Source organism: Saprospiraceae bacterium (genome assembly GCA_016713025.1).
In the GTDB taxonomy this organism is placed as follows: Bacteria; Bacteroidota; Bacteroidia; order Chitinophagales; family Saprospiraceae; genus OLB9.
The window spans coordinates 22,545-37,060 of the sequence record JADJPZ010000002.1 but is presented as its reverse complement, the minus strand read 5'-3'; the positions used below and the strand labels follow the sequence as shown (position 1 = coordinate 37,060).

Below are 14,516 nucleotides of genomic sequence, written 5' to 3'. Positions count from 1 at the left end.
ACAATATAAAAGTCAAATGATAAAAGGACTTTTTGAAACTCATTTATTTGTTAAAAATCTGGAACGATCCATAGATTTCTAACCCAATATTTTGGGACTCAAGTTATATCTGTTTGATGAGGAAAACAGCTTCATTGTGTATTTGCAATGATAATGTATGCAGTGTAACTGTAAATGTTTTGGCTTGATTATCTTCAGGTAGGTCGGCATCGCTTTCGAATATTTCTTGAATTAATTTCCTGCGATTATTTTAAGTATTTTTATATACGGGTGTGATTATATTCTTTATGTCTACCAACTAAAAAAAAGAGGGTTTTACCTCATTTCATCTTTATCAATTGGCTTTAATGAATTTAACTGAAACTGATTGTTCAGATTCAATGATTCTCATTAAATAAACACCATTGGGGATACTATTTAAATCAATACTTTTGTCTGATCCTATTAATGTAGTATGTATAACCTCCTTTCCGCCCAGATCATATATAATAATTGAAGGATGCCTGTTTAATGTTGAAGAGATATTAATTGTATTTCGGGCTGGGTTTGGAAACACTTTATACCCGTTTGCTGCAAGTTCGTCTGTTGCAACAGAAATAATCACATTATCCCGTATGTATGTCCAATTGAAATATTCCCAGGCTTGAGCTGTTTTTCTGGTACACGGCATGCCTGTTGTTGCCCCATTTTCTGAAGAAACGTAAAGATTATTAAACCCTTTAAACGAAAGCGCCCCGGATAAATCTTCCATGGTAAATTTTTCCTTTGTTCCAATTGCTGATGCGCTGCAATAAAGGAGATTATCAGAACCAACACTTACAAATTTATTATTACTTCCTTTTAAAGCCACCAAACCATTGCCTGCATCAACTATGGTAAACTCTTCAATAGTACCTTGGGTTGATCCTGTACAGGATATCAGATTGGCAGGACCTGAAAATGTCACATATTTACTGTTGTTTCCTTTAAGACTGATTACTTTTTGAGATGGTGGAATAGTCACTTTTGCGGGTAAAGAAGAGTTCTCAAATACAAAATTGATAGAGTTAACATTAAATTCTCCAATCGTATTAACCATTCTGATTTCCTGCAATCCGGATGTTCGGAAAACTCCGTTAACACTAATAGATGTCCAGGTGCCCCACCCACCCGTCGGTGGAACTGTTGCTGTTGCCAGAAGTTCTGTTCCATCACCATTTTGTATTTGTACTATGCCGTTTTTAGAAAATCCGTTGGCAACCCTGAATTGAAGCTTATAAGTGCCCGCTTCAGCTACGTCTACCGTATATTTTAACCATTCACCTTTATTAAACCATCCCACAGTGTACCCATTTGATCCTGGGTCAAAAGTCCTTTCCAAATCCACGCCATTATTACGGTATACCCAACCATTATTCCAGGCAGTATAAATACCTGTTGTTAATCTCACGTCTTCCCAGGACTGATCTGAATAAGCATATCCATTCATTCCTTTATCATAGTTCGGAGTGAACAATTTACCTGGTATCTGATTGTTTGAAAATGGTTCTGTTTTTCTATTACCAGATTGTGTAAAAACAGATCGCAGTACTTCAGTTTGAATGGTACAATTAGCCAATTTTACATTTTCTGCCAACTGCATTAGTGTATTAAAGGCCTTTGCGGGATCAAGCCCGGGATTAGTCCCTCCCATATAATTCAAAAGTTCGGTATAGCCAACCGGAAATTTTGCATCTGCAAAATCATTTATACTCTCAAATTTTTTCATCGGCCACCAGCCAAAACCAGTACCATTTGCTGTAAATGTTTCAACAATTTTTGTAAAATGATCATTGCTGTTCTCTCCATGTTCTCCGCACCATATTGGCCTGTTTTGTGCATCTCTAAAGTCAGTAATCCATTTTATATCCTCAGTAGTAGCATTCGACCAGTACTTGTGAAAAGAATAAACCATATTTGTATCCCACGCGGGTGTAAGTCCTGTAAAATCATTTGCATACCAGTTTCCTTCAATAAACAAAATATGACTATCGCCCGTTGATCTGATGGCGTCTGTTATCCTTCCATATAGATTTCTCAGGTCTGTCCCATTAGGTAAATTCCATGCAGGTTCGTTTAGTAAATCATAACCTGCTACCCAAACTTCATGCTTGTACCGTTCAGAAAGCCGCCGCCAAAGGTTGATTGTCTTTAATTTGTTGGCCTCACTTTCCCATAAAGAAGGTTTCGTACTGTCATAATCACTGATGGCACCATTACTTTGCCCTCCGGGTGCAGCATGTAAATCAATGATAACATAAACACCTGCAGCAGTGCACCAGGAAATAATATTATCTAAAAGATTAAATCCCTGGTCATCCCAGACATCAGGTGAGCCCGCATTAACAAAATATTCGTAGTGAATAGGTAGCCGTACTGAATTAAATCCCCAGGACTTAATCTGATTGATGTCGGCCTGAGCAACATGATTTGTCAGCCAGGCATTATAAAAAATAGTTGTATTTGAACTTCCGATCAGATTTGTTAACTTATTTTTCCAGGTATGTTGGTCAGGTGCCTGATCGGATGAGTTCATCATGTAGCCTTCCATGACCATCCAGTTTCCAAAATTCACAGCATTCAAGATGACCTCCTGATTAGTCGAAGAGTTTACTATTTTTTTACCGTTTACTTTGAGAAGTTGTGCTTTTGCATTTGTTTGTAACAAAAGGAATATTACTGCTAAGAACAGATTTAGATTAGTTGAATTTTTTTTGATCATTATATTTAATGGCTTTGTTACAGTATATATATGATAAGTCAAATGGATGTAAATGAAGGATTTATACCAAACAGAAAATTGATTGCGAAAATTTACAATCATAATTATTTAATTTACAATACATTATGAATTGGTTTTTTCGCAGAATATTTTCTGTCTACTATAAGTTACCTATTGGTAAAATCTTAGTTCAAATCTCCTTTAACAAAGCTTTTTAATTTAATTTGTTATTAAAATATATAATTGTATCTCCTCAGCAAAAGTATAACAATACTTTTATTTTGCAGTTACTTTTTAACTTCCTTAACTTTGTAGCTTTTAAAGATTTAGGAAGATGGGCTATAAATTCAGAAGTAAATGTCCGTTTACTTCAGCCCTTGACATCCTGAGTGATAGATGAATGTTGGTTATCGTGAAGCAAATACACATCGAAGGCAAAGAAGCTTTTAATGGTATGGTAGCACGTCGATGCGGTTTTTATGACACCAATGGTAAATGAGCAATAGAAGGAGTGGGCATCTCACCCGACATCCTGATCGAACAAACACCAAAAGATGTCACCAATGAAAGGAGCGAAATGATGTAAAAAAATGTTCTTTGCATGCAAACGGAGCTAAAAAATGGCACAACATTAAATATTTTTTTATATTTGACTGTTTGTACAATAAAGTAAAATTCAATATAACCAAATGAAAAAATTAATAATTTGCTTATTTTCCATAATAATGATTCAGGGATGTCATATTCCATTCCCACAGTTCAAAGGTAAATATGTTCAATTTTTGGATAAGGATGAAAAAGAAGTATCTTCAGAATACCACACCGTACTTTCCAAAAAGCCAGATGGAAGTTTCGTTTTCAGACAGTTTTTTCCTGAGACAAATCAAATGACAGTAAAATTTTCTGTATCACCTGATAAAAAATATAAAGTTGGACTATATCAGGAATGGTGGGATGACGGCACGCTCATGGCCGAAGGACAGTTCGAAAATGGAAAAGAGACAGGTGAATGGTATAAACATACATCAGGAAGGGGAAATTACGTAAATGGGAAAATGGAAGGTGAGTGGAAAGAAAGTAACCAGAAAGGTCAGTTGACATCTGTCTATAACTACAAAAATGGAATAAGAGATGGTGCATTCATTAAGTACGATTCTCTGGGTCGAATATACAATGAAGGCATCTACAGAGCCGATACTATTTTTTCTCAATTGGAAGAAAAAAGAGAATTATCCGAAAGTGAAATCATGCCAATGTTAGCTTCATGTACTTCAGATGATCGTAAGGAAAGACAAGAATGCTCAAATTTAGCTCTGCTGAATTATATTTACAAAAACCTTAAGTATCCTCGTATGGCGAGGGAATATGGCGTACAGGGATCAGCAATAGCTAGTTTTGTCATAGATAAAGATGGAAGTATCGCTGATATATATATAAAAAGAGGCCTCTGCCAGGACATTAAAAATGAAATTATAAGACTACTTCATAATATGCCTGTCTGGAATCCCGGCATTCAGAGGGGTAAACCTGTACGGGTTTTATTTACCTTGCCCATTAAGTTTCGGCTGAAAGGTTGAGAATATGGTATACAACGCCATGGCGCATTTGGCAATATCCAACACAACAAGTAAGCTATAGTGGAAAATAAATGCCCAAAAAGTAGTTATAATGGAAAATAAGTGACTATTTTTGTGCATATTTAGTTTATAATGGAAAATAAAAGATTGTTGAAACTTCCGGAAGTAATTTTTCCTGAACAAAACAGTAAGTGGATTTCAAACCTTATGAAAAAGGGGAAAATACGAAAAGTAGCTCCCAGGATCTATACATCCAATTTTGAGGAAGAAGATAGTGAAATAGTTAAAAGAAATATCTGGCAAATTATTGGAAAATTATACCCCGGTGCCCTTTTAAGTCATAGATCAGCTTTGGAATTTAAACCAACGTCAACAGGAAATATTTTTATTACTTACTCTTATACAAAGGCTATAAAACTACCTGGTGTAAATATAAGATTTTTAGAAGGTAAGGATCGTTTGCCTAATGACAATTTGCTAACAGAAGGTCTTTATGTATCCCAACTCGAACGTGCTCTACTCGAAAACTTACAAGTTTCAAGACAAACAGGACCTGATTCCAAAACACTTCCGCTGCCAACCATAGAGGAAAAACTGGAAGAAATTATTAGGATAAAAGGAGATGTGGCCTTAAACGAAATACGAGATAAAGCCAAAACAATTGCTGCAGCTACAGATATGGAAGTTGAATTTCAAAAGCTAAGCAAAATCATCAGCTCAATATTAGGCACAAAACCATCGAAAATTCTTACATCACCACAATCTGTGGCAAGAGCAAAAGGGCTGCCTTATGATCCTGATAGGATTAATTTGTTTCATATCCTTTTCTCTGCATTGCAACAATTGACATTCCCGGATCTGAGAGACCAAAATGTATCGAAACAAGCTATCAGAAATTTTGCGTTTTTTGAAGCTTATTTTTCAAATTATATAGAAGGAACCATTTTTGAAATTGATGAGGCAAAACAAATAATTCAAACAGGCATTCCCATACCTAATAGAAGTGGTGATTCTCACGACATAACAGGAACTTATAAGATCGTATCTGATATAGTAGAAATGAGCATTGTTCCCGAAAGACCACAAGAACTTCTGGATATCATGATGTATCGTCATGCAATCATCATGGGAGGCAGACCAGACAAATTGCCCGGATCGTTTAAAGATAAAAACAACAGAGCAGGCGAGACATTCTTTGTAGACCATACGCTTGTAAAAGGTACATTGATCCAATCTTTTGATTACTATAGAAATCTGGAACATCCGTTGGCTAAAGCCATGTATATCATGTTTGTCATTAGCGAAGTTCATCCATTTTTGGATGGAAATGGCAGGGTAGCCAGGATCATGATGAATGCTGAACTGATGCATAAAGGCCATTCAAAAATAATGATTCCTACTGTGTATCGGGATGACTATATGGGAGCTTTAAGGCGCCTCACTCGTCAGAGAGATACCTTACCTTATACAAAAATGATGAGCCGCATCCACAACTTTAGTTATAGTATTTATGGGGAAGATATAGATGCAATGGAATCAAAACTCAGAGAATGTAATGCCTTTAAAAATCAGGATGAGTCACGTTTGATTTTCTGAAAAAACTTTTATAATGGAAATTAAATGCCTAATAAGTAGTTATAGTGGAAAATAAGTGGCCAATTTAGTCAATAATGGCCGTTATAGTGGAAAATACAGTTTTAGACAATTCAACCCCAGTCGTCAGCAACGCATATTGAAGTGCATCAAACAATCCAACCCAATAGACAGTTAGACAAAGACACAAACAGATATCAATAATGGACGTCCACGATCCGACTACCCGCTCCTACAACATTAGCCGCATCAAAGGCAAAAATACCCAACCGGAGATGTTGGTGAGGAAGTTTTTGTTTTCTTAGGGATACCGATATCGGCTAAATTGGATGTAAGGTGATCAGGGTTAATGAGAGCGCATTGTGACTTATAGTCTGTTGTTTGCAAAATGACTTCTATATACCTTTGTGTGAAAAAAATGATCAACTTTCATCAGGTTTATGATTTATCGGACCAACATACCACTTGCCCAAAATGTTGAATAAGGACTGAAATACTGTTAGAATTGAAATTATTGACGAAAGTAATCCAAATTCATCGATGTATAGGAAAAAATTGTACATTTGAATTCTCAACAGAATACAATATTACAAAAATGACGAGGGATGATTTTATGGCATTCTTTAGAGATACTGATTGTCTCAATATCTTAAGTGTGGATGATAGGATTGAAGTGTTTTCAACTATTTTACTGGGCTCAAGTGACTTTAAAAAATCGTTGCTTGATGAAATATTTTCAGATTATGGAGTGGAACATCTTGAAGTTATAGATCATGGTGGTTGAAGTGGTTTGTGGTGTGATTTTCAGCGACAATAGAGTGCTTTGTGTGCAAAGAAGTGAAAAAATGTCATTGCCCCTTAAATGGGAATTCCCCGGCGGGAAAATTGAAGAGAATGAAACAGCAGAACTTTGTTTACATAGAGAATTAAAGGAAGAGTTAGGTATATCCACTGAAATTATGCAAAAATTATCAATAAGCTACTATGACTACGGGACTTTTGAGATTGTTTTAATTCCATATCTTTGTAAGTATCTTGGAGATGAAATAATTCTAAATGAACATAAAGAATTTCAATGGCTTCTATATTCCCAACTTTTATTGTTGGATTGGGCACCAGCAGATGTACCGATTGTAAAAGAAATTATAAACCTAAAAACAAACTATGATAGAAGGGCTATATGAGCAATTGATTAATAAGTTAGTAATATCAAGATTAAATGAACTTGATAAGAATCATTTTTATATAAAGAATACGATTCTGGATAAATCAGAAGCAGCAAAAATTCTAACTCAATATTTGGCTGATGTTATTAAAATTGGCCTTGGTATTTATTCTGGTGAAGAAACTGTGGAAAAGCAAATAGAACTTTCCAATAAAATCATCTTTTTATTAAGGGATGAACTCAACAATGCCGATTTTAATGATGATATTATCGATACTGAAGGTAAAATATTAACTGCCATCTTTAATAAGGTTGATTCAAGGTTTGGTGATTTTGACAAACACATAAAAGAAATAACACCATACACTAGATTGTCTCACAGTGAATTATTTACTGGAAGTAATGCTGGTATTTCTTTAGAAAGTGAATTGAAAAAGGAAATCCTATCTGCAGATAATATTTATTTTTTGGTTTCATTTATTAAGTGGACAGGTATAAGAATATTTGAAAAAGAACTGTTTGAGTTCACAGAAAATGGTGGAAAATTGAACATCATTACAACTTCATATATGGGAGCAACTGACCTAAAAGCAGTTGAATATCTTTCAACCTTAAAGAACACAGAAATAAAGGTTTCCTATAATACTGAAAATGAGCGATTGCATGCAAAAGCATATTTATTCCACAGGAATACAGGCTATCACACAGGATATATTGGATCTTCAAATATTTCTCGATCTGCACTTACTAGCGGATTAGAATGGAATATGAAAATTACAACTAAAGAAATTAGCCATATTATAGATAAGTTTAAGAAGACATTTGACACATATTGGCAGGATAAAGAATTTGAGTCCTATAATTTAGATAGACATCACGAAAAATTAAAAAGTGCGCTAAAAAGAGGTTCAATTAATAATCAAGGAATTAATACTTATTTTGATTTAAAACCATTCCCATTTCAAGAAGAAATATTAGAAAAATTAGAAGTAGAAAGAACTGTGCACAATCGCCATAAAAATTTGGTAGTTGCAGCTACAGGAACGGGAAAAACAGTCATTTCTGCATTTGATTATAAGAGATTTAAAAGTACAAATACCAGATCAAGAATACTTTTTATAGCTCATAGAAAAGAGATACTGCAACAAGCACAGGCAACTTACCAAGGAGTTTTAAAAGATAATAATTTTGGTGAATTATGGGTAGATGGCATTGAACCGCAAAAATATGACCATGTTTTTGCCTCGGTTCAGACACTTAATAACCAACTTGGAAAACTAAATTTGACCTCGAATTTTTATGATTACATTGTTATTGATGAAGTACATCATATTGCCGCATCAAGCTACAGACCGATAATAAATCAGTTTGAGCCAACAATCCTATTAGGCTTAACTGCTACACCTGAAAGAATGGATGGTGAAGATATATTATCGGATTTTTGCAACACAATTGCAGCTGAAATAAGGCTTCCTGAGGCATTAAATAGAAAATTATTATGCCCTTTTCAATACTTTGGAGTAACTGATAGCATAGACCTAACCAATGTTGATTGGAAAAATGGAAGGTATGTACCAAGTGAATTATCTAAAGTATATACTAAAAGTGATAACAGAGTTAGAGAGATCATTCAAAATCTTGATAAATATTTAAGGGATTATCAAGATGTCAGGGCTTTGGGTTTTTGTATTACTCAAGAGCACGCACAGTTTATGGCTGAAAAATTTTTATTGGCTGGATTGAAGGCAGACTATTTAGTTAGTAATAGAAGTGTGTTGAGAAAGGAAATAAGGGAAAGGCTAACAAATAAAGAAATCAATTATTTATTTGTTGTCGATATTTTTAACGAAGGAGTTGATATTCCAGAGATTGATACTGTATTGTTTCTTAGGCCCACAGAAAGTTTAACTGTTTTCTTGCAGCAGTTGGGAAGAGGCTTGCGACTAGCTGAAGGAAAAGATTGTTTGACTGTCTTAGATTTTGTTGGCAATTCTCGACCAGAATATAATTTTGAAGGTAAGTTTAGAGCATTAATTGGAAAAACCAATACACCAATCCAAAAAGAGATAGAAGATGAGTTTCCTCATTTACCATTGGGATGTAGTATTATTTTAGAGAAGAAAGCTAAAGATTATATTCTTGACAATATCAAGAAAGCAACAAGATTAAATATCAATCAACTCATTGCAAAAATTAGATTTTTTAAAGAACAAACAGCTTTGCCATTAACCCTGAAGAATTTTGTAAAGCTAAATAATATTCCTTTACAGTTAATCTATAAAAAAGATAGCTGGTCTAGACTTTGTGCTCGAGCAGGACAATTGGAAAATTTCTCTGATAGTTATGAAAAAGAGATATTGGGTACGATTAATAATAAATGGTTGTCATGCAGTTCATTTTCATATTTTAGTTTTATTCTTAAGTTAGCCAAACAAGCTTTTCAAATAGATATTGACCGTTTGGATGAAGTTGAAAGGTCAATGTGTTTAATGCTTCACTATGATGTATGGCAAAATGCGGAAGGATTTGATTCTTTGGAAAGTAGCATTAGTAGTATTGGTAAAAACAAAGTTCTTATTCAAGAAATTATTGAAGTTCTTGAATTACTCAGTGACAAAATTGATTTTGAAGAGAAGGAAATATTATTACCATATAAACAACCATTAAAAGTTCACGGTAGGTATACTCGAGATCAAATACTTGCTGCTTTTGGAGATAGTACTTTTAACAAAAAATCCAGCAATAGAGAAGGTAATGCTATTATAAAAGATAAGAATACAGATATTTTGTTTATAACACTGAATAAATCTGAAAAAGACTTTTCTCCTACTACACTTTATGAAGATTTTGCAATAAGCGACACATTATTTCACTGGCAATCTCACAATGCTGTAAGGAGTGATCGTGGGAGAGGATTAGATTACATTCACCATGATGAAATAGGTAGAAAGATCCTTCTATTTGTTCGGGAACAAAATACTGATGAATTCGGCAACACCATGTCTTATGTTTTCATAGGTGAAGGTAAACTTGCAGAACACTATGGTTCAAAACCCATGAGCATAAAATGGGAACTGAACGAGCCGATGCCACCATATCTTTGGAAAGATTCAGCTAAGATGGCGGTTGGATAAAGAATCTTATCTTTTCCAACCATGATCAATAAAGAACCTCGTCAAAAACCTTTCTACTCCCGCACCCAATACACCCGCTCATTCACTCCCAAAGCCGTGACGAGCCCTTTGATATCATGGCTCAATGACGCGATATGTTTATTGTACACCCGTCTGATCGCCTTTGTTTTGCTGCCGTCCATATAGTCGTTTTCCAGATACCAATCCCTGTTTTCCATGATGATGCTCAGGGCAAAGGCATTTTTGATACGTGTCAGTATGGATTTTTCAGGCGATTCTTCCAGTTCTTCCAGTTTTCTTACCATCATACGATAGGCGAGCCGCTCTATGTATGCCCGGCCGGCATCGATCATATGGAGTTGACATTTCAGGAAAGCTTCGTTGGGTTCCATCCTTTTGTCTATGTAGGATTTCATTCGGTCTGCAAGCGCAATGAGCACTTTCTTTTCGCGGTATTTGAGTGCATCGGAGAGAAACTCATCACTCTCCAGGTGTTCCACAGAGGTATTTCTGGTAAATAAAGGATTGTATTCCGATAACCTGAACTGGATCTTTCCGCCTATATATCGCAATACAGCTGTAAATCCGGCCTCATGAAACTCCTGATTAAATTCTGTCAGCAATCCCTTGGCTACCAGCTGCATAAGTACTGTATTATCACCTTCAAAAGTGGTAAAAATATCCGCATCTGCCCTCAGGCGACCGAAGGTATTTTCGCTAAGATAACCCTTGCCACCGCATGCTTCGCGGCAGGTTTGAATGGTTTCTGAACTCAGCCATGTTGCCAGTGATTTCAGTCCGGCGGCTTTGGTTTCTATTTTTCTGATTTCTGATTCATCAGGTTGTGAGGCAAATTCTTCTGCCAGGAAAGACAAGGCATTATGGAAAATAATATTTTTGACCAATTTGGGTATCAGCCGGTGTTGATGCGTCGGATAATCCATAATGACGGTTTCAGGTAATCCATCCTTAGGAGAGAATTGCCTTCTTTTTGTTGCATAGTTGATGGCAATACTCAGGGCAGTTTTTGCGGCACTCAACGCCCCCAATCCCACACATATGCGCCCACCCACGAGCGTACCCAGCATCGTGAAAAATCGTTTGTTGGGATTTTCTATCGGGCTGATGTACTTTCCGGTTTGTGCTATATCACCGAATCTGTTGAGAAGATTTCGTTTGGGGACCGAAACCCGGTCAAACCATATCCGTCCATTATCCACGCCGTTAAGGCCGATTTTATGACCGCAATCCATTACCCTGATGCCCGGAAGGAGATTATTTTGAGCATCTCTGATCTGCACCAATACCGTATGGATGCCATGATTGGTACCATCTACTATCAGTTGGGCAAATACTGCTGCAAAGTGGGCATGAAGTGCGTTGCCTATATATTCTTTACCTGAGCTTTCGGTGGGCGAATGGACGATGATATTTCCGGTGGTATGGTCATATGTGGCTGTAGTCTCCAGATCTTTAACATTGCTGCCATGGCCTGTCTCCGTCATCGCAAAACAACCGAGATATTCGCCAGTGCCCGTTTTCGGCAGGTAGGTATCGTGGTGATATTTTGTACCCAGGTTGAGGATGGCACCACCAAAAAGACCGAACTGTACACCGAATTTGACACTCAGACTCAGGTCATGGTATGCCAGTGTCTCAAAAACTGCCATGTAAGCGCCTATATCATTTCGCCCACCGGTTGCTATCGGGTATGATAAAGCGCCAAATCCCTGTTTTGCCAGTGCCTGAACTCTTTCCAGTGTTTTATCACGTAATACATCCTTGTCTACCAGTGACTCATCAATATTAAACAAAGGATCGAGCAGTAGATTTTTAGTAACTTTTTTGATTTTGAGTTGGTAAGAATTTGTGATATCGTGCAGTTTTGCCGGATCAAATAAGTAATCATGATCGGTGTCTGCTATTTGTGACCATCCTAACTGATTAAATAATCGCTGATGAATGCCCGGATCGTCGATACCCATTGCTTTTTCAAGTGATGTGATGGCTTCTATCATATCCTGCGCATCTGAAGAAGACGCGTTGGGTAACAGCAGCAATGACATCTCTGCTCCGAGTTGTGCGAGACCCGACTTTTCGCGATGACTGAGTTGTGCAGCCTGAGATTTGATGGCGTGAAGCCATTCTTTGTACACTTCCGGTTTGGGTGGATGAGCGGGATTAGTATGTGCTATCAGATATTTGACATCTTCTGCTGTCAGGTGGTCCAGTTTTTTAATCCGCTCGTGGATGAGTTTCATTTCTGAGGGGCTAAGGATGCTGTCTTTCCATCCTACATAAAACAAGGGCAACATGCTGATGACTCCGGGCGAAAAGGTGGGTGGCATAAGGCTTATTTATATATTCAGCACAATTTACAAATTAATTGTTTAATTACTTTTACTTTTGCCATGCCTTACATAAATATACTCTAAAAATCAATAGTATGAGTCGGTATCTCACCCGACATCTTGGTCGAATTTGTTAGAAATATTCCCTTTTGGGGATTGTAATCTAAAATAGTTATACGAATTTATGATTAATCTCCTACATGATAAATAGTGCACTTATTTGAAACTATCGTGGTGGTATTTTCATTAGATCATAATAGGCATGCATACTGTCTTTTTTCATATCAATGTCTTTATATAGTTCTTTCAACTCATTAATAAAAATCCTTAATGGGACAGGTTCATTATCAAATCCATATACAGATGTTTTTATTATTTTGTCTTTGAGCCTAATAGAAATTTTACACGTTTCATCATCAGTCCACATAGCTTCATAATGCTCATCTAGTGTTCAAAAATTCAAATAACTTAGGTTTCTCTTCACGAAATTCAATTGAGTACCTGTGAGTTTGCCGGAGTAATAACCATTCTTTTCAGTGTAATCTATTCCTTCAAAGGACACTGCACCAGTTTTATTGATTTTCAATTTCATTTGAGGACATGTACCATAACAGCCGGTTGTCTCAAATTCTATCGACTCAAAATTACCACTATTTTTAGGATAAGTTCTGGAAAATACCAATGTATCACGTAGTTGTCCATTGATAAGACCGAACCATCTTTTTAATATTTTGGGCCCAATAAGAAATAAGCTATCTTTATTTTCAGAGACTACCGAAAAGTTTATCTCTTTTGTTGCAGATTTTATTTTTTTATTGGCAGGGTTGATAAAAACATACGATGTATCAGTTACTGCAAATTTTTCAAAATGTCCTATCGGATAAAGATAAGGGTTTGCTTTTTCAATGTGAAACCAGATTTTGTGATTTTCAGCTGACAACCACAACCCGTATGATTTACTGCAATTCATTCTATTTGGAACACATGAAGAAACAAAAATGATAGTTAAACTTGCTGTTGCAATAAAAATTCTGAACATCTTTGAGTTTATTATAATAGATGTTTTAATATTTTTTTGGTGTATTTTATATTTTTAATGCCAAAAAACTCACTTTTTGAGATCATAATCGCAAATAATGATAAAAAGAGCGCTTTTCGAAATTATTAAAGCAAAAATTGATTTTAAGAAAGCCATTATTTTGCTAGGGCCAAGACAAGTGGGCAAAACTTTTCTTATTTAAAAAATAGCAGAAGAACTGAAGCTGACTTTCTTAATGGTCAATGGAGATAACCCTGCAGACAGACTCTTATGGTCCAATCCGGATTTTCAGTTGATTAAATCATTGATTGCAGTTCTCTGTCCGGCAGTTATCTCTACAAAGACATTCTGGAGTCAGGAGGTATTCGAAAACCGGAAGTAGATTATTACAAGCATTGGCATGGCAAGTGGGAAGCGAAGTCTCCTACAATGAACTTTCAAAAACCGTAGGTATAGATAAGGAAACGGTAGTGAATTATATCGATTTGCTTGAAAAGAGTTTTGTCGTCTATCGGTTAAATCCATTATCACGAAATGACAGAAAGGAGATCTCTACCTCAAGGAAATTTACTTTTATGACAATGGTATCCGCAATGCAATTATCAATAATTTTAATCCTATAGGACAGCGTAACGATATAGGGGCATTGTGGGAAAACTATTTTATCACAGAAAAACTGAAGTTTAACAGCTACCAAAAACTACCGGTAAAAAGTTGGTTCTGGCTTAGTAAAATGCATGCAGAAATTGATTATGTAGAGGAAGGAAGAGATGGTATCAGTGCTTTTGAATTGAAATGGAACGAAAAAAAGAATGCTAAATTCAGTACAACATTTACTGATTTTTACCAGCCCAAAGAGACATTTATTATCAATCGCAGTAATTTCTGGAATCAGTTGTAAAAAGCTTGTTTTTTTG

General features: G+C 35.9%; 9 protein-coding genes and 1 pseudogene. 7 read left to right on the top strand and 3 right to left on the bottom strand.

What is annotated here, in order from left to right; genetic code table 11:
- Window positions 1–334: 334 nt before the first annotated feature.
- Complete coding sequence (locus tag IPK35_00380) at window positions 335–2,740, bottom strand: cellulase family glycosylhydrolase (protein MBK8051753.1); 2,406 nt, start codon at window positions 2,738–2,740, stop codon at window positions 335–337.
- Window positions 2,741–3,429: 689 nt separating this feature from the next.
- Here IPK35_00380 and IPK35_00375 point away from each other — a divergent pair.
- From IPK35_00375 to IPK35_00350, 6 genes are all read left to right on the top strand, one after another.
- The gene (locus IPK35_00375; GenBank protein ID MBK8051752.1) at window positions 3,430–4,317 is read left to right on the top strand and encodes an energy transducer TonB; all 888 of its coding nucleotides are present in this window, start codon (window positions 3,430–3,432) and stop codon (window positions 4,315–4,317) included.
- A gap of 132 nt (window positions 4,318–4,449) precedes the next feature.
- The gene (locus IPK35_00370; GenBank protein MBK8051751.1) at window positions 4,450–5,913 is read left to right on the top strand and encodes a Fic family protein; all 1,464 of its coding nucleotides are present in this window, start codon (window positions 4,450–4,452) and stop codon (window positions 5,911–5,913) included.
- Between the two features lie 197 nt (window positions 5,914–6,110).
- On the top strand, window positions 6,111–6,215 hold the full coding sequence (locus IPK35_00365) for a hypothetical protein (GenBank protein MBK8051750.1): 105 nt from the start codon (window positions 6,111–6,113) through the stop codon (window positions 6,213–6,215).
- Window positions 6,216–6,505: 290 nt separating this feature from the next.
- A complete protein-coding gene (locus IPK35_00360; GenBank protein MBK8051749.1) occupies window positions 6,506–6,694 on the top strand; it encodes a hypothetical protein in 189 nt (62 codons plus the stop codon).
- Window positions 6,684–7,094 (top strand): (deoxy)nucleoside triphosphate pyrophosphohydrolase, encoded by a 411-nt coding sequence (locus tag IPK35_00355; GenBank protein ID MBK8051748.1) that lies wholly within the window; start codon window positions 6,684–6,686, stop codon window positions 7,092–7,094. The genes IPK35_00360 and IPK35_00355 overlap by 11 nt, the downstream gene beginning before the upstream one ends.
- Window positions 7,075–10,209, top strand: a complete 3,135-nt coding sequence (locus tag IPK35_00350; protein MBK8051747.1) for a DUF3427 domain-containing protein — start codon at window positions 7,075–7,077, stop codon at window positions 10,207–10,209. Before IPK35_00355 ends, IPK35_00350 begins: the two co-directional genes overlap by 20 nt.
- Window positions 10,210–10,262: 53 nt before the next feature.
- Here the strand turns inward: IPK35_00350 and IPK35_00345 are convergent, their stop codons facing one another.
- Window positions 10,263–12,557 (bottom strand): acyl-CoA dehydrogenase family protein, encoded by a 2,295-nt coding sequence (locus IPK35_00345; GenBank protein MBK8051746.1) that lies wholly within the window; start codon window positions 12,555–12,557, stop codon window positions 10,263–10,265.
- A gap of 454 nt (window positions 12,558–13,011) precedes the next feature.
- Complete coding sequence (locus IPK35_00340; GenBank protein MBK8051745.1) at window positions 13,012–13,599, bottom strand: hypothetical protein; 588 nt, start codon at window positions 13,597–13,599, stop codon at window positions 13,012–13,014.
- 97 nt (window positions 13,600–13,696) lie between these two features.
- Here IPK35_00340 and IPK35_00335 point away from each other — a divergent pair.
- Window positions 13,697–14,500, top strand: a pseudogene (locus tag IPK35_00335) (DUF4143 domain-containing protein).
- Window positions 14,501–14,516: the final 16 nt, after the last annotated feature.

Coding starts and splice junctions, on each gene's coding strand:
- IPK35_00380 (MBK8051753.1), bottom strand. CDS start 2,740: ATGATCAAAAAAAATTCAACTAATCTAAATCTGTTCTTAGCAGTAATA.
- IPK35_00350 (MBK8051747.1), top strand. CDS start 7,075: ATGATAGAAGGGCTATATGAGCAATTGATTAATAAGTTAGTAATATCA.
- IPK35_00370 (MBK8051751.1), top strand. CDS start 4,450: ATGGAAAATAAAAGATTGTTGAAACTTCCGGAAGTAATTTTTCCTGAA.
- IPK35_00340 (MBK8051745.1), bottom strand. CDS start 13,599: ATGTTCAGAATTTTTATTGCAACAGCAAGTTTAACTATCATTTTTGTT.
- IPK35_00355 (MBK8051748.1), top strand. CDS start 6,684: ATGGTGGTTGAAGTGGTTTGTGGTGTGATTTTCAGCGACAATAGAGTG.
- IPK35_00375 (MBK8051752.1), top strand. CDS start 3,430: ATGAAAAAATTAATAATTTGCTTATTTTCCATAATAATGATTCAGGGA.
- IPK35_00360 (MBK8051749.1), top strand. CDS start 6,506: ATGACGAGGGATGATTTTATGGCATTCTTTAGAGATACTGATTGTCTC.
- IPK35_00345 (MBK8051746.1), bottom strand. CDS start 12,557: ATGCCACCCACCTTTTCGCCCGGAGTCATCAGCATGTTGCCCTTGTTT.